Origin of the sequence: Galbibacter mesophilus (assembly GCF_023721415.1) — a bacterium.
Classification (GTDB): Bacteria; Bacteroidota; Bacteroidia; order Flavobacteriales; family Flavobacteriaceae; genus Galbibacter; species Galbibacter mesophilus.
Window position 1 is genome coordinate 1,486,954 of record NZ_JAMQVC010000001.1, and the last position, 22,628, is coordinate 1,509,581.

The 22,628-nt window shown below is 37.0% G+C and carries 22 protein-coding genes and 1 tRNA gene; 16 read left to right on the forward strand and 7 right to left on the reverse strand.

Annotated features, from left to right (window positions below; translation table 11 throughout):
* Nucleotides 1-23: 23 nt before the first annotated feature.
* A complete protein-coding gene (locus tag NDQ75_RS06460) occupies nt 24-980 on the reverse strand; it encodes a DMT family transporter (RefSeq protein ID WP_317191284.1) in 957 nt (318 codons plus the stop codon).
* A 34-nt stretch (nt 981-1,014) separates the two neighbouring features.
* Between NDQ75_RS06460 and NDQ75_RS06465 the strand changes: the two genes are divergently transcribed.
* The 5 genes from NDQ75_RS06465 to NDQ75_RS06485 all read left to right on the forward strand — a co-directional run bounded on the left by NDQ75_RS06465 (nt 1,015) and on the right by NDQ75_RS06485 (nt 6,776).
* Entirely contained in the window at nt 1,015-1,386 is a 372-nt protein-coding gene (locus tag NDQ75_RS06465) for a hypothetical protein (RefSeq protein ID WP_242513664.1), read from the forward strand.
* Between the two features lie 281 nt (nt 1,387-1,667).
* Nucleotides 1,668-2,678 carry a transporter gene (locus NDQ75_RS06470; RefSeq protein WP_202028566.1) on the forward strand — a complete coding sequence of 337 codons (1,011 nt, stop codon included), beginning with the start codon at nt 1,668-1,670 and terminating at the stop codon, nt 2,676-2,678.
* A 21-nt stretch (nt 2,679-2,699) separates the two neighbouring features.
* Nucleotides 2,700-5,033, forward strand: a complete 2,334-nt coding sequence (locus NDQ75_RS06475; protein ID WP_202028567.1) for a TonB-dependent receptor — start codon at nt 2,700-2,702, stop codon at nt 5,031-5,033.
* A 3-nt stretch (nt 5,034-5,036) separates the two neighbouring features.
* Complete coding sequence (locus NDQ75_RS06480; RefSeq protein ID WP_202028568.1) at nt 5,037-6,299, forward strand: PepSY-associated TM helix domain-containing protein; 1,263 nt, start codon at nt 5,037-5,039, stop codon at nt 6,297-6,299.
* Between the two features lie 54 nt (nt 6,300-6,353).
* On the forward strand, nt 6,354-6,776 hold the full coding sequence (locus NDQ75_RS06485; RefSeq protein ID WP_202028569.1) for a hypothetical protein: 423 nt from the start codon (nt 6,354-6,356) through the stop codon (nt 6,774-6,776).
* Between the two features lie 157 nt (nt 6,777-6,933).
* On the opposite strand, the gene NDQ75_RS06490 is transcribed toward NDQ75_RS06485, so the two are convergent.
* The 4 genes from NDQ75_RS06490 to NDQ75_RS06505 form a co-directional block, all read right to left on the reverse strand.
* Nucleotides 6,934-7,053: a GIY-YIG nuclease family protein gene (locus NDQ75_RS06490; protein WP_202028570.1), complete on the reverse strand. Its 120-nt coding sequence runs from the start codon at nt 7,051-7,053 to the stop codon at nt 6,934-6,936.
* A gap of 101 nt (nt 7,054-7,154) precedes the next feature.
* On the reverse strand, nt 7,155-7,436 hold the full coding sequence (locus tag NDQ75_RS06495; protein WP_202028571.1) for a GIY-YIG nuclease family protein: 282 nt from the start codon (nt 7,434-7,436) through the stop codon (nt 7,155-7,157).
* Nucleotides 7,437-7,681: 245 nt separating this feature from the next.
* Nucleotides 7,682-7,819: a GIY-YIG nuclease family protein gene (locus NDQ75_RS06500; protein ID WP_202028572.1), complete on the reverse strand. Its 138-nt coding sequence runs from the start codon at nt 7,817-7,819 to the stop codon at nt 7,682-7,684.
* A 58-nt stretch (nt 7,820-7,877) separates the two neighbouring features.
* A tRNA-Phe gene (locus NDQ75_RS06505) sits at nt 7,878-7,953 on the reverse strand.
* 101 nt (nt 7,954-8,054) lie between these two features.
* Here NDQ75_RS06505 and NDQ75_RS06510 point away from each other — a divergent pair.
* The 11 genes from NDQ75_RS06510 to NDQ75_RS06560 all read left to right on the forward strand — a co-directional run bounded on the left by NDQ75_RS06510 (nt 8,055) and on the right by NDQ75_RS06560 (nt 20,084).
* Nucleotides 8,055-8,783, forward strand: a complete 729-nt coding sequence (locus NDQ75_RS06510; RefSeq protein ID WP_202028573.1) for a type III pantothenate kinase — start codon at nt 8,055-8,057, stop codon at nt 8,781-8,783.
* Complete coding sequence (locus NDQ75_RS06515; RefSeq protein ID WP_202028574.1) at nt 8,783-10,051, forward strand: hypothetical protein; 1,269 nt, start codon at nt 8,783-8,785, stop codon at nt 10,049-10,051. The genes NDQ75_RS06510 and NDQ75_RS06515 overlap by 1 nt, the downstream gene beginning before the upstream one ends.
* 30 nt (nt 10,052-10,081) lie before the next feature.
* On the forward strand, nt 10,082-11,449 hold the full coding sequence (locus NDQ75_RS06520; protein ID WP_202028575.1) for a tetratricopeptide repeat protein: 1,368 nt from the start codon (nt 10,082-10,084) through the stop codon (nt 11,447-11,449).
* Nucleotides 11,450-11,451: 2 nt separating this feature from the next.
* On the forward strand, nt 11,452-12,027 hold the full coding sequence (lptC, locus tag NDQ75_RS06525) for an LPS export ABC transporter periplasmic protein LptC (RefSeq protein ID WP_202028576.1): 576 nt from the start codon (nt 11,452-11,454) through the stop codon (nt 12,025-12,027).
* Nucleotides 12,028-12,243: 216 nt separating this feature from the next.
* Complete coding sequence (locus NDQ75_RS06530; protein WP_202028577.1) at nt 12,244-12,438, forward strand: hypothetical protein; 195 nt, start codon at nt 12,244-12,246, stop codon at nt 12,436-12,438.
* The gene (locus tag NDQ75_RS06535) at nt 12,439-13,713 is read left to right on the forward strand and encodes a hemolysin family protein (protein WP_202028578.1); all 1,275 of its coding nucleotides are present in this window, start codon (nt 12,439-12,441) and stop codon (nt 13,711-13,713) included.
* A 121-nt stretch (nt 13,714-13,834) separates the two neighbouring features.
* The gene (locus tag NDQ75_RS06540; RefSeq protein ID WP_202028579.1) at nt 13,835-14,458 is read left to right on the forward strand and encodes a cytochrome P460 family protein; all 624 of its coding nucleotides are present in this window, start codon (nt 13,835-13,837) and stop codon (nt 14,456-14,458) included.
* Between the two features lie 257 nt (nt 14,459-14,715).
* Nucleotides 14,716-16,821, forward strand: coding sequence for a peptidylprolyl isomerase (locus tag NDQ75_RS06545; protein WP_202028580.1), 2,106 nt, complete (start codon nt 14,716-14,718; stop codon nt 16,819-16,821).
* A gap of 438 nt (nt 16,822-17,259) precedes the next feature.
* On the forward strand, nt 17,260-18,051 hold the full coding sequence (locus NDQ75_RS06550; RefSeq protein WP_242513666.1) for a phosphatase PAP2 family protein: 792 nt from the start codon (nt 17,260-17,262) through the stop codon (nt 18,049-18,051).
* 101 nt (nt 18,052-18,152) lie between these two features.
* Nucleotides 18,153-18,830 carry a response regulator transcription factor gene (locus NDQ75_RS06555; RefSeq protein ID WP_202028581.1) on the forward strand — a complete coding sequence of 226 codons (678 nt, stop codon included), beginning with the start codon at nt 18,153-18,155 and terminating at the stop codon, nt 18,828-18,830.
* On the forward strand, nt 18,831-20,084 hold the full coding sequence (locus NDQ75_RS06560; RefSeq protein WP_207190436.1) for a sensor histidine kinase: 1,254 nt from the start codon (nt 18,831-18,833) through the stop codon (nt 20,082-20,084).
* 232 nt (nt 20,085-20,316) lie between these two features.
* Here NDQ75_RS06560 and NDQ75_RS06565 read toward each other — a convergent pair whose 3' ends face one another.
* Both NDQ75_RS06565 and NDQ75_RS06570 read right to left on the reverse strand, forming a co-directional pair.
* Nucleotides 20,317-21,282: a GYDIA family GHMP kinase gene (locus NDQ75_RS06565; protein WP_242513667.1), complete on the reverse strand. Its 966-nt coding sequence runs from the start codon at nt 21,280-21,282 to the stop codon at nt 20,317-20,319.
* The gene (locus NDQ75_RS06570) at nt 21,248-22,573 is read right to left on the reverse strand and encodes a hydroxymethylglutaryl-CoA reductase, degradative (protein WP_202028582.1); all 1,326 of its coding nucleotides are present in this window, start codon (nt 22,571-22,573) and stop codon (nt 21,248-21,250) included. Before NDQ75_RS06570 ends, NDQ75_RS06565 begins: the two co-directional genes overlap by 35 nt.
* Between the last annotated feature and the right edge of the window lie 55 nt (nt 22,574-22,628).

Genomic DNA, 22,628 nt, shown 5'->3' on the forward strand with positions numbered 1-22,628 from the left:
TTCAGGACAATTCTACAGCACTACTATTTTTGAGTGGTTTTTTTCCTGTCTTTATTCACAATATAAACCCCTAATAGAATTACACCGGAAGCCAAAAGGTGTATCAAAGTGAATTTTTCACCATCCAATATCCCCCAAAAAATACCAACAATGGGAATTAAATAGGTAACGGATGTAGAAAAAACCGCGTTAGAAATGTGAATCAACTTATTAAACAGAATCTTCGCGAGACCAGTACCAAAAATGGAAAGTATTAAAACGTAAATCAGTGAAGTTTTTATTTTTTCTGAGCTAAGAATATCTTTGGATAGGAGTCCGCTAAAAAACAATATCAGGACTGCGGGGAGAAGCATGACTGTGAAATTTCCAACGGCAATTCCCATTGGTGAAACTTCTTGCAATTTAGATTTTATAATATTGGCATTAATAGCATAGCAAATAGCAGCTACCACTACCAACAGGGCGAAAAAATAATTCTGATTGGGATTTACATTTGCGCCTTGAAAAATTAAAATGATGGCACCAATCAACCCAACTGCTACACCAACAATTTGATTTTTACTGAAGGAAACTCCAAATGCCAGAAATCCGGTTAGGATAGTGAAAAGGGGAACAAGCGAATTTAAAATAGAAGCGATGCTGCTGTCTATTTCGGTTTCTGCATAACCAAATAAAAAGACGGGTAAAAAAGTTCCCGTAAGGGCAGAGGCAGCTACCCAAATCCATTGTTGTTTGGAAATGGCGAGAATGGATTTAAAACCGATTAAAAATAGAAAGATGGTCGAAAAGATAATCCGAACAGCGCCCAATTGAAAAGGCGTTAACCCCATCAATCCTTTTTTAATTAAAATATAAGAGCTCCCCCAAATAAGTGAAAGCACTACTAAATAAAGCCATTTTTTACGGGTATTATCCATCCATGTACGTTTTGAAGCTGCAAAATTCCGCTTTTTAGCATAGAAACTAAACCTTTTTTGCATAATTTTGCCAACCGATTAAACGAATGACTCGATTTTGGTAAAATTTTACCCCATAGTATTCACACTTCTTTACATGGTAGCCATGGTGAAACCTGTGTTGCCGGTATTCGACTATGTGGTAAATCACGATTATATTGTTGAGTTTCTTTGTATCAACCAAGACAAGCCAGAACTTAATTGTGATGGTAAGTGTTATTTAATGCAGCAATTGGAAGCTCAAAAGGAAGAAAAAAAGCAAAACCTTCCAGCAATCGATCTTCAAGAATATCCAATCGGGTTTGTGAGCTTTGTAGCCATTGTTGCTGTAAGTGATGCTCCCAAAATTTTAAAAAAGACAATTTCTTACTCTAATCAGTATAGTTTTTTAACGAGCTATTCTTATTTCCATCCACCAAGCGTATCCTGATATTTTTTAGTTAAAAAGGAATCATTTATTTGAATTGTTTGGTCTTTTCCAGACACTTCATTGCAATCGGCGCCTAGGCAGGCTTTTGTCTATCGACAGGCATGTTTGCGCTACGCGGTAGCTGGTTTCAATCCCGAACACGATGCTTCATTCATATTTCAGGCATTAAGAAATCCTTTTTAGCACTTTTCAATTGAATTTTTATATGCTTTTAATTCCGAAGAAATCAAGGAAATTTCAGCATAAAGTCAAACAATTTGTTACAAAACATCAGGAAAAAAATGAAAAAGCACATAACTATCATTCTATTAATGGCATTCACAATGCTTCAGGCTCAAGAAGAAAGTGAAAAATGGACTTCTGGCAGGCCCGATGGACACGCGCCAATTTCGGTGATGGGAGACCACACCCATAGCAAAGGGGAATGGATGTTTTCCTACCGGTATATGTATATGAACATGGAAGACCTAAACAGAGGAAGTGAAAACACTTCTTTTGAAGATGCACTTTCGAAATATATGGTAACTCCTACCAGTATGCCAATGAATATGCACATGCTGGGAGCCATGTACGCCCCTTCCGATAGACTTACGCTAATGGTAATGGGAAATTATCTTAGCAGTGAAATGGATCACGTAACTCGTATGGGCGGTTCTTTTACTACAGCCTCTTCAGGTTTTGGGGATTTTAAAATCGCTGCACTTTATAAACTGTTTAATAAGAATAGTGCACAGTTGCATGCTAATATCGGACTTTCAATTCCTACAGGAAGCATAGACGAAATGGATGTTACCCCAGCATCTTCCCCAAATGAGGTAATTCTACCATATCCTATGCAAATTGGTAGCGGTACGTGGGATCCTTCTTTGGGTCTAACCTATTTAAAACAATGGGACAACCTTTCTTTTGGAACGCAAGCCAAAGCCACTTTCCGACTAGGTGAAAATGATAATGATTATTCACTTGGGAATGAATATTCTTTAAATACCTGGGGCGCGTTTAAAGCTAACGATTGGTTGAGTTTTTCTGGACGCTTAAAATGGGGCGCTATAGAGAAAATAGAGGGCGCTAACCCAATGCTCAACCCGATGATGGTAATTACCGCCGATACGGCTAATAGTGGTATGACATACGCTGAAGCTGGATTGGGCTTCAATCTGTATGCATTTGAAGGGAGCTTAAAAAACTTGCGATTAGGTTTTGAGGCAAGTATGCCGCTTTATCAAAATATGAATGGAATTCAACTTAGAAACAAAGAGACACTTACCATTGGTTTACAATATTCACTTTAATACACCAAGTTAAAAATACAGATGAAAAATTTATATATCGCAATCATTTTGGCAATGGTTGCACAGTTCTCCTACAGCCAAACCATATACAAAGGTCGCATTACAGATGCGGAAAAGAACCCACTAACCGGGGTAAATGTAATTTCAAAAGCAAATCCTAGCAACGGTGTTTCAACAAACATACATGGGGATTTTAGCATAACTCTAGACAGTCCAGAAGTACTGCTTACCTATATTGGTTTTAATACTAAAGAAGTGGTGCTAAAAACCAATTTTAACCTGATTCCGCTTCAGGAAAGCACGCAGGCTCTGGAAGAGATTGTGGTTTCTGCGAGTCGTGAAGAACAAAAAAGATCGGAAATTCCGGGGGCTATTTCTGTAATAAGCGCCCAAACTATAGAAAAAACCAAAGCATTTGGAATCGAACAATTGGTAAATCAGGCGCCCGGCGTTTATATGTCCACTTCCAAAGCTTCTGGTAACGAACAGCATATGATGGCTGTTCGATCTCCTATTTCTACAAAGTCATTGTTTTTGTATTTGGAAGATGGTTTGCCTATCCGTCCAACCGCGGTATTTAATCACAATGCATTGTTGGAAATGAACGATGTTTCCTTCGGAAGAATGGAAATTTTAAAAGGTCCGGCATCCAGTATTTACGGAAGCGAAGCCATTGGCGGAAGTTTTAACTTTATCACTAAACAGCCATCGCGTGACTTTAGTGGCTATTTAGGTTTTCAGGCTAATGATATGGGACTTACACGCTACGATTTTGAAGCTTCTACCTATGCCAATGAAAAGTTTGGGGTTTATCTGGGAACACATTACGTGCAACGAAATAACGGACCAATACAACACAGTGATTACGAGAAATTTGCGGTGACTTTTAAAACGGTTTATCATATTGATCCGTCACTTACTTGGACCAATGTTTTTGACATGATCGATTATCGATCAGACATGACCGGCTCTTTAACGCAAGATGATTATGAAGCTGGAAATTATGAAAGCGATCAAACTTTTACGGAGCGTGAGGCACAAGCTTTCCGTTTTCGATCTACACTGGATAAACAATGGAACAATCAGAATAAAACTTCCTTCAATTTTGTGTTCAGAAACAATGTTATGGACCAAATTCCATCGTACCGAATTCGTCAATTCAGACAAAATGGACAGCTTACTGGGTTTGGAAAAGGAGAAACTACTTCCAATAGCTACAATAGTTTTGTGGGGCTTATTCAGCATAAAAAAGATTTCAATTTTGCAAATTCATCCTTGATTGTGGGCGGAACGGTAGACTATTCTCCACAAACCTATTTTGAAAGACCAATGGATGTTTTTGTAGATCCCAATACAGGCATAAATACAGGTTATGAAATAAAGGATGAGTATGCCGTAAACTACGATGCAGATATTTTGAATTATGCTGGGTTCCTTCAGTATGAAATAAATCCGTTTGAAGATTTTAAAGTAACGGCAGCGTTGCGGTATGATAAGTTTGAATATGATTACAATAATTACCTAGCTTCGGGAGAAGAACCAAAATATTCCGCTAGGGATTATGACAATATTGCACCTAAAATTGGTTTCAATTACAATCTTTCAAATAAATCTGGGGTGTATGCCAATTACTCCAATGGATTTACGCCACCACAGGTTTCAACCATTTACAGCAATACCCATGCTGCAACCGATGGAACAACTGGAGAGCTAAAGCCAAGTAGTTACGACAATTATGAAGTGGGAGGATACTTTGTTTCTGAAAAATGGAAGTTGGATCTTGCGCTGTACGTTCTAGATGGTAAGAACACTCTTATCACACTTCGCGATAGCAACGACCGATTCTATATTGCTAATGCCGGAAAAACGCGCTCTTATGGGGTGGAATATGGAATTACATATAGACCAACTCCAGAATTGAGCTTTGCCCATAACGGAAGTTTTGCAAGACACCGTTACATCACTTTTTTCCAAAGTGGAGTGGATTATTCACACACAGATCAAGAAGTGGCGCCAAGCTTGCTTGGAAATACGCAAATTAATTATGCGCCTCGCTTTATTAAAAACTTTTCAATTGGACTGGAGTATGAATTGGTTGGGAGTTATAATACAAGTCTCGAAAACCAAATCGATAACGGAGATGGAACTTTTAGCACTTCTACTTACGACGGACATAATATTTTCAATATAAGAGCGAGTTATCAAATGGCAAATTTTGAAATTTGGGGACATGCTCTTAACATATTCGATACGCTTTATGCAACGCGGGCTTCGTACAATATTTATTCAAGACAAAACACATATTCCGTAGGAAATCCACTTGCTTTTCATGCTGGAATACGATATAAATTTTAAACAATGGCAAAAAACAATAAACTTAACAAATGGCTTTGGAAGTGGCACTTTATAGCAGGCCTTATTTCGCTTCCATTTATTCTACTTTTATCTGCTACGGGTATTTTTTACTTGTTTAAAACCCAGTACGAAAAGCCTATTTATAAACCTTTGCAGGAGGTAGTGGCAAAAGGAACACCACTTACGTTTGAAGAACAGCGGGAAATTGCCAATGAAAACGCCGTTAAAAAACCAAACTCGGTAGTGGTTTCGTTGGATGAAAACAAGAGTACTGAGTTTGTTTCGGGAAGATTTGGAGAGGCCAGTAGCCTGTACGTAAATCCGTATAACGGCGAAGTAATGGGCGAAGTCCTGGTAGAAGATTCCTTTATGTTTAAGGTAAGAAAATTGCATGGAGAGCTTTTAATGGGTGGTTTTGGGACCAAAATTGTAGAGTTGATTGCCTGTTGGATGATTGTTTTAATTATTACAGGGCTTTTCATTTGGTGGCCCGAGCGCGGTTGGAACGTAAAAGGGTATTTTATACCGAGAACGAAACTTGGAAAACGTACTTTTTACAGGGATGTTCACGCGATTTCAGGTTTCTGGATGTCTGCTTTATTCCTTTTGGTTTTAGCTGGCGGTTTACCTTGGACGGATGTTTGGGGTGGTGCTTTTCGATGGGTTCAGGAACAAACCAATACTGGGTTTCCAGCCACTTGGGGTATGTACCAAAGCGAAGCGAATGAAGGTAACACCAAAATGATAACACTCGATGAAATGGTTGCCAAAGCAAAAACGCTTGACCTTAACGGAAAAGTTAGGGTGGTATTTCCAAGAGGAAAAAATGGTGTTTACAGTATTACAAACTTAAATGTGAAAGATCTCGATACCCAAAAAATGATTCACTTTAATCCGTATACCGGAGAACAAGTGCTTCAACACAATTGGGAGGATATCGGTGTGCTCATGAGAGCTCGATTATGGGTAATGTCATTCCATCAAGGGCAGTTTGGGCAATGGAATTGGCTTCTAATGCTGTTTACAGGAATTGTTTTATTTGTAATGAGCCTTTCAGCGTTGATTTCCTATATGATGCGAAAAAGAAAAGGCGATTGGGGTATCCCAAAAGTGCCAAAATCATTTAACGCAAGTAAAGGGGTTATGGTTCTTATTGCCATTCTAGGGATTCTATTACCGTTATTTGGACTTAGCGTTCTTTTAATCTTTATTTTTGCAAAGATCAATCAAAAGTTAAACGGAAAACAAAAAGTTACCTTGACATAGGGGTTGAAGTAGCACGGTTATAAAAGAAAAATCGATTTAAATTCAAATAGTAAAATGAGAAAAATAGTAGCAATAGTAGCAATGATGGGAATATTGATGACCCTTAGTTGTAAAGAAGAAACGAAGAAAAGTAATGAGCCAACACAAATGGAAATGGTTATGGCCGTTCACGACAGTTTAATGCCCAAAATGAACACTATTTCCAAGTTGGTTGGGGAGTTGAACGAGAAAGCTGATTCTACAGAAATTGGAATGAAGTATGAAAGTGCGAAGAAAGATTTACAGGCGGCCCATAAATCGATGATGGATTGGATGAAAGGTTTCGGAGATCGTTTTGATCACGAAGAAATTTTAAACGGAAAAGATCTTTCTGAAGAGAAAAAACAATGGTTGAATGAGGAAGAGGAAAAGGTAAAAGCTTTAAAGGAAGAAATAAATTCCAGCATTGAAAATGCCGAAAAGCTTTTGAATGAGTAAATGAAAAGATCTCACTAATGATTTGCAGAAGTGTTTAGGGTGGTGTTGTAGCTAAGGAAAGTTTGCCCTAGCACAAAGCTGTTGTTAGTCTTCGTCATGTATTTAAAGGAGATATCCCTGTTGGAGATGACAAAAAACTCTAGAGTCATTTTTATAATCATTTTGTGTTTTTCAATGATTGAATACTTGCATTGGTTATCCTTTCCTCAAAATTGGATGTAATCCCAACATAATACTGGCCCGCAGATTTACTGAAAAGAATATACAGCATTTTCATATTCGATAGTTTTAAAAACCAAAAAACCCGATTACCAAAAATGGAATCGGGCTTTTAGTGGTGGTGCCTCCAGTCCCGACGCTTCGGGAGAACCAGAGACATCATTTTTTCTTCAAAATGTCCGATAGAATATCCGGGTTTTCAATGACTCTTTGGATAAATGTTTTGCTTTTCATTCTTTTAATGAAACGTTCCAAGTACATCGCATCCTCCTGCGATTCACAATCGAACCTAAGTGCAGTCTCCCAATCGTCCGCTTTTTTTGTGAAGGCATTTTTGTAACTTCCGTTTTGGTGTTTTGCTATCCTTTCCTCAAAATTGGATGTAATCCCAACATAGTACTGGCCTGCGGATTTGCTGAAAAGAATATACAGCGTTTTCATATTCGATTGTTTTAAAAACCAAAAAACCCGATTACCAAAAATGGAATCGGGCTTTTAGTGGTGGTGCCTCCAGTCCCGATGCTTCGGGAGAACCAGGGACATCATTTTTTCTTCAAAATGTCCGATAGTATTTTTGGGTTTTCAATAACCTTTCGGATAAATTTTTTGCTTTTCATTTTTTTAATGAAACGTTCCAAGTAAATCGCATCCTCCTGCGATTCACAATCGAACCTAAGTGCAGTCTCTCAATCGTTTGCCTTTTTTGTGAAGGCATTTTTGTAACTTCCGTTTTGGTGTTTTGCTATCCTTTCCTCAAAATTGGATGTAATCCCAACATAGTACTGGCCCGCAGATTTACTGAAAAGAATATACAGCATTTTCATGTTCGATAGTTTTAAAAACCAAAAAACCCGATTACCAAAAATGGAATCGGGCTTTTAGTGGTGGTGCCTCCAGGAATCGAACCAGGGACACAAGGATTTTCAGTCCTTTGCTCTACCAACTGAGCTAAGGCACCAGTTGCTTGATTGCGGGTGCAAATATAGATGCAAATTTAATATTTGCAAAACATTTTTTAAAAAAATCGGTTTTGTAAATTTACAACTTTAAATTTAAAGGATGAATTTAATAGTAGATGTAGGAAATTCTTTTGTAAAAGTTGCTGTTTTTAAGGCAGATGTGCTTCAGTATGTCACGAGAGTTGCCATGGAAGAATTTTTAAAAAAAATTTCTGAAATTTTTCAAAAGTATCCGGAAATAGTTAGAACTATGATTTCTTCCGTAGGAAAATTGCCGAATGAATATGAAAAAGCACTGGCCGTTTTCGCACCCGTGCAAACATTAAGTCGTAATTCCAAAGTTCCCTTTGTAAATGCGTATGCCACACCACAGACCCTCGGAGTTGATAGAATTGCCTTGGCCGCTGCGGCATATTACCATTACACGCACAAGAATTGTTTGATTATAGATGCGGGATCCTGTATTACGTACGATTTTTTATCGAATGAAGGTGTCTACAAAGGTGGTGCCATTGCGCCTGGAATTAAAATGAGATATAAAGCCATGAATGCTTTTACGGCCAATCTTCCTTTAATTGATTCATTTGAAATAGGTGATTTTATTGGAGATTCAACTGAAAGCTGTATGATTTCGGGAGTTTTACACGGAGTTGTTAATGAAATGGATGCTACAATTGCACAATATCAAAAAAAATTTAAAGATTTAACAGTTATTTTAACAGGCGGTGATAGTCATTTTTTGTCTAAAAGATTAAAAAGTAGCATATTTGCCCATCCGAATTTTCTCGTAGAGGGAGTTAATTATATTTTAGAACTCAACAAACACTAATGATTAAAAAGATTTTTATTGTAACTGTATGTTTAATTTGTAGTTACAGTTTTGCGCAGGAAGGAAGTGTGTCCCCTTATTCTTTTTACGGTACCGGAGACCAACGATTTAAGGGATTAGCTGAAAATAGAATGATGGGAGGTATTAGTGTCTATACAGATAGTATCCACCTAAATTTGCAGAACCCAGCTTCCTTGGGCAAGCTTAAACTCACCACTTTTACAGCAGGAGCAAGTTATAACTCGCTTTCCATAAAAACGGATGTTTCTTCTGAAACAGCGTCCGACATAACTTTTGATTATTTGGTGTTAGGAATTCCACTCGGGCAAAATTTAGGAATGAGCTTCGGTTTAGTGCCTTATACATCGGTAGGATATGCCGTGCAGTCGCTCAATGAGGATGTTTCACCAACACAGTTGAGCCGATATGAAGGGGAAGGCGGACTCAACAAAGCACATTTAGCTTTTGGATATACGTTTTTGAAAAACTTCAGTATCGGGGCAAAAGGTAATTTTAACTTCGGAAAAGTAGAAAACGAAACGGTAAAGTATACAGAAGGTGTTCAATACGGCTCTAGAATCCGAGATAACTCTGAATATAGTGGATTTGATTTCAATTTTTCCTTAAATTACGACGCCGATTTAACCAAGAACTTGGCGCTTAAGTCATCCATCTTGTACACACCGGCAACCAAAATTACCTCTAGTAACTCCAGAACAATTGCAACATTGGCTGGAAATAACAATGGTATAGACGTTCCAAGAGTTACGGAAGATGTAGATTTAGGGGCTTTAGGATTAAATTCAACCTATCTTCATTTGCCAGAATCGTATACTTTCGGTTTGGGTGTGGGTAAAAAATACACTTGGTTTGTTGGTGCGGAATACGAAATAACGAATAGTAGCGAGTTTAAAAACGATTTTGTGAATACGGTAAATGGAACGTATGAGGATGGGGAAAGATTTTCAGCAGGAGCATTTTGGGTTCCAGACTACGGATCATATGCAAGCTACTGGAAAAGAATAACTTATAGAATTGGGGTGAAGAATGAGCGAACAGGGCTTGTGGTAAATAATGTTCCGGTTCACGACTTTGGCATGTCTTTTGGTTTAGGATTACCAATGAATGGTTTTTCTAACTTTAATATTGGTGTGGAAGCAGGTAAACGCGGAAGCACGTATTTAGGGAGAGTTCAAGATAATTATGTAAATGTTTTTATAAGTTTGTCTTTGAACGACCAATGGTTTAGAAAGAACTTGATAAGATAATTAATTACGTTAACCTATAAAATTAAATAAATGAGAAAGAAGATTTCAATATTGTTTGGAGTTCTTGGGGTTGCCTTGGTTACCCTTGGACAAGCTCAAAACCCTGAATGTCCACAAAATCTGTCTATTTTTGCTGAGCATGCAAAGGTGAAAAACTACGATGCTGCTTACGAACCTTGGAAAATGGTTTATGAAAATTGTCCAGAGTTGCATTATGCTACATTTCTTTATGGAGAACGAATATTGAAGCACAAAATTGAATCGGATGCGGCTAATAAGGATACTTATATTAAAATGCTTACCGAGGTTTATCAAAAAGGACCTGAGTATTTTCCTAAGAAATTTACTGTTACCAATGCGAACATCGATGCTGCATTGTTGATGTATGATCAAAAATTAGGTTCAGACGAAGAGATTTACAGTTTGTTGGATAAGGCTTTTAAAGAAGATTCTGACGGATTTAAAAATCCAAAAGCATTGTACTTGTATTTCTCTACTTTGGTAGATTTACATGATGCTGGCAAAAAAGATCTTCAAGAAGTTTTTGAAACGTATGATGCTGTAACTGGTAAAATTGCTGCGGAAAACCAAGAATTAGGAGAAACTATTGTTAAATTGGTTCCAAAGGAAGATGAAGGAACGCTTTCTAGTAAAGAAAAGAAAGTATTGGCGGCAGCTAGACAGAATGGAGAGAACTACGAAAAAATTAGTAGTAGTGTGGATTCAAAACTTGGTAAGTTGGCGGATTGTGATAACTTGATCCCACTTTACCAAAAGAATTTCGAAGCGCATAAAACTGATGCTAACTGGTTGAAGAGTGCTGCTGGAAGAATGGACGAGAAAGATTGTACTGGGGATCCATTATTCGTGAAGTTGGTAGAGGCATTGGATAAAATTGAGCCTTCTGCGAGTTCAAAATATTACCTAGGTTCTTTATACGAAGAGCAAGGAAATAGCTCTAAAGCATTAGAATATTATAAGCAGTCTATCGATTTGGAATCAGATCCAATCAAGAAGGCTAAGAAGTTGACAAATATTGCTAATAAAGCAGCGAAAAGAGGACAGAAGTCAACTGCTAGAAACTATGCGCAACAGGCATTGGATTTAAACCCTGCAAACGGTACTCCTCACCTAATCATTGCTAGTCTTTATGCAAATAGTGCAAACGAATGTGGTAGCACTACTTTTGAAAAGAGAGCTATTTATTGGAAAGCTGCACAGGTTGCAAGAAGAGCAGGTCAAGTAGATCCATCTTTAAAAAGTAAATCTGCACAAGCTGCTGCAAGTTACGAGGGTAGGGCGCCAAGCAAACAAGACATTTTCAGTGCAGATATGGCTGGAAAAACTATTACCTTCAACTGTTGGGTTGGTGGAAGCGTAACCGTTCCTAATCTATAAGAATGAAGTTAAGCTTATCATATAAATTTTTGAACATTGTCACAGTCTTTGCTGTGACAATGTTGTTTTCATGCGAAGGCTATTTAAGTGAAACGCAGGAAATCAACAAGCCCCAAAAAATGCCGGTGGGTATTGCAGAGAATTTTGTCTTAAAATATACCGACTCTACAAAATTGAAAGCGGTTGTAAGTGGTCCTATTTACGAAGATTATGGTAATCAGAAATTTCCATACCGGGTTTTTCCAGATGGTGTTCATGTCGATTTTTATGATGACAACAACCAAAAGAGTGTGGTGGAAGCCAACTACGGAATCATCTATTTGGATACTGAATTAATCGATATGCAGGGAGATGTTGTGCTAAAAACACATGATGGCAAACAACTAAATGCCCCACAGTTGTTTTGGGATCAGCAGAATCAATGGATTTTCACAGAAGGAGATTACACTTTTACAAGTCCCGATCTTAATATGAAAGGGGTTGGAATTGATTTCAATCGGGAATTTACCGTAGTGAGTTCACACGGCAATACGGGTACTGCCGTTGTTAAAGAATCAGATTCTACTTCCACTAAATAGATCTCTTTTTAGTCAAAAGCCTATTTTTTAAAACAAACGATACTTCTTTGCGTATTGATTCTATAGGTTGTTTGCTTTTTTCATGTTAGTTCGCCAACAACATTCAATATTATTTGAAACTTTTCGCTACTTTTGATCTATTAGAATTATTATTTTAAAAATGTTTTCAGTTTTCCTCAATTAGAAAATAGGAGACAGGTGCTGTTAAGAATTATTATGAAGTATTTTAAAATTTTTGAGATCGTTTATCTCGTTGTGGCGGTAATTTCAATTGTTGAAGTGGTTCAAACCTGGAATTCCGATCGTAATCGAGCGTATCTTTTTATCTTTTTTGCTGTAGTAGCTATCGGGATGTTTTTCTTCCGAAGATATTACCGTAAAAAGTTTGCCGAAAGGAAAAACAAAGACTAAATGCAAATTGCAATCATTGTAATTATAATTTCCCTTTTACTTTCCGCGTTTTTTTCAGGAATGGAAATAGCCTATGTGTCTTCCAATAAAATTCACATAGAAATTGAAAAAAAGCAAGACGGATTATTAGCCAAAGTACTTACAAAGCTTACCAGAAAACCATCTAAGTTTATTGCCACGATGTTAGTAGGCAATAATATTGCTTTGGTTGTATATGGTATTTACATGGGGGACCTTCTTATAGATTACCTCTATCCAGCTTTCGTGGGAGCAGATAGTCTGCCTTTCGACGTTATTTTAGTTCAAACCGTCATCTCAACACTAGTAATTTTAATCACTGCGGAATTTCTACCGAAGGTATTTTTTCAAATTTATGCAAATACGCTATTGAAGTTTTTCGCGGTGCCGGCCTATATTTTTTACGTGTTATTTTCCTTTGTTTCCTCATTTATCATTTGGATTTCAGATTTGGTGCTTCGTGTTTTCTTTAAAACGGAAGGAGACGATGTACAGTTAGCCTTCAGTAAAGTTGAATTAGGGGATTATATTTCTGAACAAATGGAGGCTGCGGATGAGGAGGATAATTTAGATTCCGAAATACAGCTGTTTCAAAATGCATTGGAATTTGCAGAAGTGAAGGCCCGTGAAGTTATGATACCGAGAACGGAAATAACAGGGGTGGAATTTGATGAGTCGCTAAGTGAATTGAATAAAATTTTCACAGAAACTGGTTATTCGAAAATACTCATATACAAAGATTCCATCGACGATATTATCGGTTATGTACATTCCTTCGATTTGTTTAAAAACCCAGCGGATATAAAAAGCGTAATGATGCCTGTGGAATACGTCCCAGAGACTATGTTGATTAGTGATGTGCTGGAGGTATTGACGAAAAAGAGGAAGAGTATCGCGGTTGTTCTAGATGAATATGGAGGGACTTCTGGCATTATGACGGTGGAAGACATCGTTGAAGAACTTTTTGGAGAAATTGAAGATGAGCATGATAGCGTTGAATTAATTGAAGAGCAACTAAGTGAAAAGGAATTTAAATTTTCTGCGCGTCTGGAGGTAGATTATTTGAATGAAGAATACAAGCTTGATCTGCCGGAAGGTGAGAACTACGAAACTCTTGGCGGACTTATCGTGAATAAAATTGGAGAAATTCCACCTAAAGGAGAAGTTGTCATGATAGACAATTACCAATTCACAGTATTGGAAGTGAGTAATACAAAAATTGACCTCCTGGCATTGAAGGTCTTGGCTACTGATTGATATCTATAATTTTTTTGGCATAGTATAAATTATTTAAATTTAATTTAAATTAGAAAATAACACCTTTTAATATAGTAAATATACTATTTTAGAGATTAAATAATCTTTAAATTAAAACGGTATGAAAAAACTATTTAAATTATCAGCCATTGGATTTTCTATGGTTGTCTTGGCAGGGGTATTTGCTTTTAAGAGTGAAAAAAGAGAGTCGTTTGTTGCTATTGATAATATGACAATGTATCCCGATAAAATGGTTTTCAATGATCAAGGAGAACTGATACGGCCCACTAAAGAGATGTATGCCAAATGGGTTTTTGTGGGAGCCAATGTAACACCAGCGGAGCTAAATCAGAAAAATGAAGTGGCTTTCCCTGGGTTTCACAACACGTACATCCACCCATTGGATTTTGACTATTTTAAAGAAAACGGAGAATTTCGCGATGGTACTCAGTTTATTCAAGTGAATGCTTATGCTGGGAACAAGGGTGCTAGTGGAAATGGTTATTTCTCCCAAGGCCTTCACAGTATTAAAGCTTCCGTGAAAAGCAAAGAGCGTTTCCCTAATCGTCCTGGAAACTGGGGATTCTTCAAATGGCAAGGAAAACATTCTGACGAACCTAGCGAAACTTCAAAAGTGTATCCAGTACAGACGTGCAATCAATGTCATGTGGCATTTGCCAAAAAAGATTATGTGTTTGCCCAATTTTATCCAATACTTCGGGAATTCGACCCGAAAGGGAAATAGACATACAATCAGTTTGTTTGCTACTATTTTTTCGATTAATTTTAAACTGATTATCAGCTGCCTGATAAATTTTGGGCAGCTTTTTTGTCTTCTAAATTTTGATGCTTTTAAAAGAAGGGTAAACTCATTTTTATCCAGATAAAAAGTTTGTCTGTATGTCGAACTAATGAAATTCTTAATAATTGCACCCTCAGGTTTTTATTATTCCAAAAAAGTGGTATTTTCGCCCTCATTAATTTAATAAATTGTTTTGATAAATGGCAGTTCTAGAAAAAATTAGAAGTCGTTCGCTATTCCTTATTTTGGTGATAGGTTTGGCTTTGTTTGCATTTGTTATTTCCGGAGTTTTTACCAAGGATGGTGGTACTGGAAAAACTACAGTAGGTGAGGTAAATGGAGAAAGCATCTCTAGACAGGAGTTTGCATATAAAGTAGAAAATGCATCCAGAAGATATGGAGCAAACGCTAGTACGGTTCAAGTGGTGAACCAAGTATGGAATCAAGAGGTAAGAGGTATAATTCTAGAGCAACAATTTGAGGATCTAGGAATTAATATTGAAAAGGATCAAATACTTGAGGTAGTTAAATCGAACCCTGCCTTTGCTCAAGACCCAACATTCCAAAACGAAGCTGGTGTTTTTGATGAAGGAAAATTCATAGAATTTATAGCAGACCTTAAAGCTAACAATCCTGCTGGTTATCAACAGTGGCAAATGCAAGAAGATTTGTTAATCAATGCTTCAAAAGAACAATCTTATTTCAATTTAATCAAAGCGGGTGTTGGTGCAACCTTGAAAGAAGGGGAATTGGCCTATCACTTAGAAAATGATAAAGTAGATATTAAGTACGTTAAAGTTCCTTATACTTCTATTCCAGATAGTACCGTAAGCGTTTCAAATAGTGAAATTGAAGCGTATGTAAAAGAACATAAAAACGATTTTAAGCAAGAGAATTCTAGAGATATCCGTTACGTTTATTTTGAAGAAAAGGCTTCTGAAGAAGATATTGAAGAAGCAAAACAAAGTCTTGTTAAGTTGTTGAATGATACTAAAGAGTATAATGAAACTACCAAAAAAGAAGAGACAGTTGCTGGATTTAAAAATACATCCAATCTGGCCGATTTTGTAAATAGAAATTCAGATATCAAATACGATACAACATACGTAACAAAAGCGCAATTGCCTTCTGCTTTTGCTGATACGCTTTATAATCTTCCTGTAGGAAGTATTTACGGACCTTATAAAGATGGAGACTATTTTAAACTTTCTAAAATGGTAAACAAAAAAGAAGGTGGTTCTGTAAAGGCAAGTCACATTCTAATCTCTTATGACGGTTCCCAGGCGCAACCAAAAGAGTCCAGAACAAAGGAAGAAGCAAAAGCAAAAGCTGAGGAAATTCTTGAAAAAGTAAAAGCCAATCCAGACGATTTTGGAGCACTGGCAAGAGATAACTCTGAAGATCCTGGTTCTGCTGCCAGAGGCGGTACGTATGATAACATTCCAGAAGGACAAATGGTACCTGCTTTCAATGATTATATTTTTGATAATGAAATAGGGTCTATCGGTTTAGTGGAAACTGATTTCGGATACCACGTAATTAAAGTAGATGATAAATATGATGTAGTACAAATAGCAACTATTGCTAGGGAAATTGAACCATCAGAAAAAACTTCTAGCGACTTATATACAGAAACAACAAAATTTGAAATGGCTGCTTTGGAAGGTGATTTCCAAGCGGTAGCCAAAGAATCAAATTATAACGTTCGACCAGTTAATCAAATTAAAGCTTTGGACGAGAATATCCCTGGTATTGGAAACCAAAGAGGTTTAGTTCAGTGGGCATTTAACTCGGATACTGAAGTTGGAGATGTTAAGCGTTTCAGTACACCAAACGGTTATGCAATCGTACAGTTGACAGGGAAAAGAAAAGAAGGTTTGGCAAGTGCTAAAGATGCTTCTGCTCGTGTATTGCCAATTTTGAGAAAAGAAAAAAAGGCTGCCATTATCAAAGAGAAGAATGCTGGGAAGTCTCTAGACGAATTGGCGAAGGATAATAATGTAAATGTTACCGGAGCTACTGGACTTACCATGAAAACGCCAACAATTTCTGGAGCTGGAAGAGAACCTAAAGTTGTAGGTGTTGCCATGGGACTTTCTGAAGGAGAAGCCTCTAAATTAATAGAAGGTGAAAATGGAGTTTATATGGTATCGGTTACCAAAAAAGAAATTGCGCCTTCGTTAGAGAGTTATGCTACGTACGCTAATACACAAAAATCATTGAATAGAAATAGAGCTAATTTTTCCGCTTATAACGCGTTAAAAGATGCTGCTGAAATAGAAGACGAAAGAGCTGAGGTATATTAGTGAGGCCCAATCTTGAAAAGCTGTTCGGCAGCGCATTCAGGATTATGGTTGAAATAACCCCAGACGTTTTAAATATTATAAATAAAAGTTCCTTGAAAAAGGAGCTTTTTTTATTCTCCAATTCAGAAACTCAATATTGAAAAGCAGCTTGGCGACGCATTTGGGATTGATGGTTTAGACCTAGAAATTAAGTGTTACTTATTGCTTTATTCAATTATAAATAAAGAGTTTAAGTCGAATGGTTTATTAATAAAAGACCAAAAGCCGTTTCAAGGAAATTTGAGACGGCTTTCTTATTTCGGTCAAATGGTTAAAAAGTTATGTAGTATTTACAATACTTACTATTGCTTTATGGCAACTTTAAAAAATCTTTAGAATTCAGAGATACATTTGGTGCTCAAATCAATTTATTGTGTACCAGTTTTAATGTTTTTCAATATGAATTATAAAATTCTATTTAAAAAAATGCTATGGATAGCATTCTTTTTTATTGCCATAAAAAGCGGTAGATGTCAAACTCCTCAAGGACTCACTTCTAACCATAAGAGAACAGAATTTTCAACCCAATTTCGTTTTTCTTCGGTAATTTTACCGGCATCTCTTATAGGATACGGATTTTGGGCGAACCATAATCGTATGCTCAAAGAATTGGATTATGAAATAAAAGAGGAGGTGGATGAGCATATTGATGAGAAACTCACAATCGATGATTTTTCACAGTATCTCCCAGCCGCTTCGGTATACGCACTCAACTTCGCAGGAATTAAAGGAAAGAATAACCTTAAAGACAGAACAATGATTTTGGCAACAGCGTACTTAATCATGGGGGGAAGTGTTTTAGGGCTAAAATCCTTAACTAAAATTGAAAGGCCTGATGGAAGCTCCAATACTTCTTTTCCTTCTGGGCATACCGCCACGGCATTTATGGGGGCAGAGTTTTTATATCAAGAGTATAAACATAAATCTATTTGGTATGGTGTAGCCGGATATGCAGTTGCTGCTGGAACTGGTTTTTTCCGAATGTATAATGATCGTCATTGGCTAAGTGACGTCATTGCTGGAGCGGGGATCGGAATTTTAAGTACAAAAATAGCCTACTGGCTCCAGCCTACGTTGCAGTCGGTTTTCTTTCCTGATAGGGAAAATGATAGTGAATTCTCGGTAACTACTTCAATTGCTCCATTTTATGATGGGAATGCCATTGGAGTAGGGGCTATCATTAGATTTTAATCGGATAGAGGCGTGGCCTTCTTCAAATAAATTAGTGTAAAATTGACATATCGCAAATAGCATTTGCGACATTCAAAATTAAAAGAATTAAATTTACTAACATGAAGGTATTGATAGCAGAAGATGAGGTGGTTTTACGGGAATCTATAGAAGCTTACCTTACAAAGGAAGGAAATGTTTGTGAAGTTGCAGCCGACTTTCGTGAGGCTTCCTATAAGACATCGCTATATGCTTATGATGTTGTCGTCTTAGATGTGAATTTACTAACTGGAAGCGGGTTGGATGTGTTGAAGGAAATTAAATGCACGAAATCCGATACTACAGGTATCATTATAATTTCAGCCAATAATTCGCTTGAAGATAAGCTGGAAGGATTGGATTTGGGAGCTGATGATTATTTAACCAAACCTTTTCATCTGGCTGAGCTCAATTCTCGAATCAATGCCATCTACCGGCGAAAAAAACTTAGCGGAGGGAATCTCGTTATCTGTAATGAAATTATAATAGATACAAGCAGTCAAGTCGTGACTGTTGAAAAGCAAGAAATAAAACTAACTAAAAAAGAATACGATTTACTTCTGTTTTTCATAAGTAATAAAAATAGGGTTTTGTCTAAAGGGATTATTGCAGAGCATTTATGGGGAGACCACAGCGATTTAATAGATAATTTTGATTTTATCTATGTGCATATCAATAATCTACGTAAGAAATTAACGAAAGTGGGAGCTAAATATATCAAAACCGCTTATGGGAGTGGATACAAATTTGTGGTTGAATAAATGAAAAGAGAAAAAAGAAAAGTTGGACTAATTCAAAAAACATCCCGCACGTTTATCCTTGTAAGTTTCATCCTGATGCTTCTTAGTACGGTGATTCTCTATTTCTATATCCGATCAATATTGCAGGAAGAGATTGAACAAGATCTTTACTCAAGAGCCTCAAGAATAGAAAGTGTTATTGAAATGGGGGCAGATCCTTTTTCGCTACCTCCTGTAGTTGAAATAGAACAAGTTTCGTCAAAATTACCAGCGTTTGTAAAAGACACACTTATATTCGATCCCTCTCAAGATGAAATGGAACTTTTCAGGGAGTTAACCACCTTTAAAAATGTTCAAGGGAATTTTTATAGGATTACCGTAAGGGATTTAGTAGTGGAATCTGATGACATACTTATCGCCTTTATTGTTTCTTATGTTTTTATTCTTATTATCGTTTTTGTAGTCTTATTTTATCTTAATAAAGTTGAGAATTCGAATATCTGGCAACCTTTTTTTCATACGCTCTATCAGCTAAAACATTTTTCGGTTGCCTCCAAACAACCATTGATTTTTAAAGATTCAGAAATCAAGGAGTTTAGTGAACTAAATACCCAGATGAAAGTATTAACGGATAAAGTAAGAAAGGATTATAATAATCTCAAACAATTTACTGAAGATGTATCCCATGAATTGCAGACCCCTCTTTCTGTAATGCAAGTGAAAATTGAAAATATGGTGAACGATGGTCCATTGAATGATGAGCAATATCGACAATTAATCTCCCTGAATAATGATATTAAGAGGATATCTCAATTAAATAAAGGGCTTGCTCTGCTCACCAAAATTGAAAATAACCAGTTTGCCAATTTGCAAAAAATCGAATTAGCTCTAATCATCACGCGTAGTATTGCTAATTTTGGAGAAATTTTCAGTAAAGAAATCTATTTTAGCGGAGATAGAAAGCTGGTGGTAACAATGGATTATCATTTAGCTGAAATTCTTTGCAATAATTTAATTGTAAATGCCATTAAGCACACTTCTTCAAATGGGCATGTTGAAATAAACATTACTTCCAATAGTTTTTCGGTAAAAAATACGGGGGACCATCCGATAATGGATGCAGATAAAATTTTCGAACGTTTTTATAAAGAAAGCCAAAGTGCTAACTCTACAGGTCTCGGATTGGCGATTGTTAAAAAAATTTGTGAATTATACGGTTTTGAAATTATCTACACATTTGAGAAGGGCTTCCATGTCTTTAAAATTTCATTTTAGGAACTGTCAATACTGTATTGTTGGCAATTTTTAATTTTAATATGTGCGGAATTCAGTAGGAAACAAATGAGGCAGATTTTAACGCTTCTTACCAATACTTTTAGAAAGTACGAGTAGCACGATAGTCACTTATTTATAAATTTTGATTTTAAGCAAGCCTGTGTTTTGGTGGCTTTAAGCTGTTCTTGCAAATAGCTTAGATATGATCCCCAGTAAAAATTCACATAAGGAGTTATTTAATCATTTCCGTGTAAGATAAAATGGTTTTATGTCCTTTGGTGTTGAAGTAATCAACCACATAATCTCGACTTCCCGTGACTAAAACAAAATCGCCGCCCCAGGCTCCCAAGCTTTTTATCGAGCCATCAAAATCACTAAAATGAATGTCTTTAATCGTTTCCTGCTTTAGTAACTGAGAAATAATTTCTTCGTGTTCATTGAGTAATGCTTCAAAAGCATTTAGGTTATTGGCAGTTAAAAGTTTTTGCGTTATGGTAGAGATTTTGGAAATAGCTACTTTCTTCTCTTCAGCATCAGCAACTTCTTTGTAATGATTAATCCCTTCTCTACTGTTTTGCTTCTTATTTAAATGAACAAAAAATAGCTTTTCCTTAAAATCAAAATTAAAATCAACTAAGTTAACAAATGGCTTTTTGTCTTTTAATTGATAGGTAATGCCAGAATTGTTTCTGGCGCAAGCAATATCGTAGCCACTTCCGGAAAAACTATTCCAAAGCAGTTGAAAAGCATCAACATTGGCCCAGTTCGCGATGTTGTTGATTAAAGTGGAGGAAGACCCGAGGCCCCAGTTTTCAGGAAATTCTAATTTGGTAGTTATCGAAACGCCACTTAGATTCTCCAAGAATTTGCCATTCAGTTTTTTGGCTTCCCTTAAAAACGAAAGTAAGGTTTCGGCTATTTTGTAATCCGAGCTTTTTAGTAATCCTTCTTCGGATGTATTGGCAACGGCAGAAAGTTTTAATTCAGCAGAAAACCACTCCTTGTCAAGATAATTTAAGGCCTGCCATTGAATTGTCCCGCCAGTTGTTTCCGTTACCTCCAGTGATTGTCCGAATTTGGTTGGAAGGGCAAAGCTTAGCGCACCGTCCAGCACCACGTATTCCCCAGTTATGAGAAGTTTTCCGTTACTGCGAAACTCTTTATTAGCCATTATTTGTTCTGATTCTATCAAACTCATTAATAACGCCGCTATGGGTAACCGTTTTATCTTTATAGAAGTTTACAAAATATTCTTTCTCCTCTTTCGTGGCACCAAGCTGATTTAAAATGTTCGTTAAATGCATTTTCATGTGCCCTTTTTGAATGCCATCAGTAATGAGTGAGCGTACCGCAGCAAAATTTTGGGCCAAACCGGCAACCGCCACCACCTGCATCAAGTCTTTGGCAGAAGGGTGGTTTAATATTTCCAGTGATAGCTTTACCAGTGGATGCAAACTTGTTAGTCCGCCCACCGTACCAAGTGCAAGTGGAACCTCAATCCAGAAATAGAAAATGCCGTTTTCTATGCGAGCATGGGTTAAACTTTTGTAAGAACCGTCTTTCGCCGCATATGCATGAACACCTGCTTCAATGGCCCTAAAATCGTTTCCTGTAGCCAGTACAACCGCATCAATGCCATTCATAATTCCTTTGTTGTGCGTAACCGCCCGATGCGGTTCTGCATTGGCAATATCAATGGCGCGGATAAATTTTTCAGCAAATGCTTGTCCGCTTAATCCTTTGTCATCATTTAAATCTTCAATCGGGCAACTTACTTCTGCTTTTACAACGCAGTTGGGAACGTAATTGGAAAGAATGCTCATTACAATTTCCACGTTTTTTTCTTCCGAAGTAAAATCAGCGTAATGTTGTGCTTCCTCTTTAAAGGTTTTGGCAATAGTTTCTAAGCACGAATTTATAAAATTGGCGCCCATGGCATCCAAAGTTTCAAAGGTGCAGTGCAGTTGAAAATAATAATCAAGCGCCTCGGTTTTGTTTCTAAGCTCAATGTTTGAAATCCCACCACCGCGTTTGCGCATATTGCGGGTAATTTCTTCCGTAGCCTTAAGCAAAGTAGGCTTTATTTGGTTGAAAAAATTTTTCAATTTATCCGTGTCGCCGGTGTACATAAAATGCACTTGTCCTATTTTTTCGCTCCCTAAAACCGAAGTTTTAAAACCTCCACGGTCCTGCCAGAATTTGGCGGCCTTTCCCGCGGCGGCCACTACCGAGCTTTCTTCAAGGGCCATTGGAATGGTGTGGTATTTTCCGTTAATGAGAAAGTTTGGAGCAATCCCTAATGGAAGGTAAAAATTAGAAACGGTGTTTTCTATAAACTCATCGTGCAATGCTTGTAGTTTGGCGTCGTTGTTCCAATATTGCTCTAAAATGGAGATGCCTGCTTCTTTATTCTGAAAGTGATTGGTAGCCAGCCAATTAATTTTATCTTGTTTTGATAATTTGGAAAATCCGTTTACGGGTTGTGCCATGGGTATAGTCTCTTCAAAGGGCAAAGATATGGATTCTCGACAATTAAATCCCGAC

What these genes read in the sequence shown, in the direction of transcription:
- lptC (WP_202028576.1), top strand. Translation starts at nt 11,452, where the DNA reads ATGAAGTTAAGCTTATCATATAAATTTTTGAACATTGTCACAGTCTTT.
- NDQ75_RS06490 (WP_202028570.1), bottom strand. Translation starts at nt 7,053, where the DNA reads ATGAAAATGCTGTATATTCTTTTCAGTAAATCTGCGGGCCAGTATTAT.
- NDQ75_RS06555 (WP_202028581.1), top strand. Translation starts at nt 18,153, where the DNA reads ATGAAGGTATTGATAGCAGAAGATGAGGTGGTTTTACGGGAATCTATA.
- NDQ75_RS06495 (WP_202028571.1), bottom strand. Translation starts at nt 7,436, where the DNA reads ATGAAAACGCTGTATATTCTTTTCAGCAAATCCGCAGGCCAGTACTAT.
- NDQ75_RS06475 (WP_202028567.1), top strand. Translation starts at nt 2,700, where the DNA reads ATGAAAAATTTATATATCGCAATCATTTTGGCAATGGTTGCACAGTTC.
- NDQ75_RS06470 (WP_202028566.1), top strand. Translation starts at nt 1,668, where the DNA reads ATGAAAAAGCACATAACTATCATTCTATTAATGGCATTCACAATGCTT.
- NDQ75_RS06515 (WP_202028574.1), top strand. Translation starts at nt 8,783, where the DNA reads ATGATTAAAAAGATTTTTATTGTAACTGTATGTTTAATTTGTAGTTAC.
- NDQ75_RS06560 (WP_207190436.1), top strand. Translation starts at nt 18,831, where the DNA reads ATGAAAAGAGAAAAAAGAAAAGTTGGACTAATTCAAAAAACATCCCGC.
- NDQ75_RS06485 (WP_202028569.1), top strand. Translation starts at nt 6,354, where the DNA reads ATGAGAAAAATAGTAGCAATAGTAGCAATGATGGGAATATTGATGACC.
- NDQ75_RS06460 (WP_317191284.1), bottom strand. Translation starts at nt 980, where the DNA reads ATGCAAAAAAGGTTTAGTTTCTATGCTAAAAAGCGGAATTTTGCAGCT.
- NDQ75_RS06540 (WP_202028579.1), top strand. Translation starts at nt 13,835, where the DNA reads ATGAAAAAACTATTTAAATTATCAGCCATTGGATTTTCTATGGTTGTC.
- NDQ75_RS06510 (WP_202028573.1), top strand. Translation starts at nt 8,055, where the DNA reads ATGAATTTAATAGTAGATGTAGGAAATTCTTTTGTAAAAGTTGCTGTT.
- NDQ75_RS06500 (WP_202028572.1), bottom strand. Translation starts at nt 7,819, where the DNA reads ATGAAAATGCTGTATATTCTTTTCAGTAAATCTGCGGGCCAGTACTAT.
- NDQ75_RS06550 (WP_242513666.1), top strand. Translation starts at nt 17,260, where the DNA reads ATGAATTATAAAATTCTATTTAAAAAAATGCTATGGATAGCATTCTTT.
- NDQ75_RS06565 (WP_242513667.1), bottom strand. Translation starts at nt 21,282, where the DNA reads ATGAGTTTGATAGAATCAGAACAAATAATGGCTAATAAAGAGTTTCGC.
- NDQ75_RS06535 (WP_202028578.1), top strand. Translation starts at nt 12,439, where the DNA reads ATGCAAATTGCAATCATTGTAATTATAATTTCCCTTTTACTTTCCGCG.
- NDQ75_RS06530 (WP_202028577.1), top strand. Translation starts at nt 12,244, where the DNA reads ATGAAGTATTTTAAAATTTTTGAGATCGTTTATCTCGTTGTGGCGGTA.
- NDQ75_RS06520 (WP_202028575.1), top strand. Translation starts at nt 10,082, where the DNA reads ATGAGAAAGAAGATTTCAATATTGTTTGGAGTTCTTGGGGTTGCCTTG.
- NDQ75_RS06570 (WP_202028582.1), bottom strand. Translation starts at nt 22,573, where the DNA reads ATGGCACAACCCGTAAACGGATTTTCCAAATTATCAAAACAAGATAAA.
- NDQ75_RS06480 (WP_202028568.1), top strand. Translation starts at nt 5,037, where the DNA reads ATGGCAAAAAACAATAAACTTAACAAATGGCTTTGGAAGTGGCACTTT.
- NDQ75_RS06545 (WP_202028580.1), top strand. Translation starts at nt 14,716, where the DNA reads ATGGCAGTTCTAGAAAAAATTAGAAGTCGTTCGCTATTCCTTATTTTG.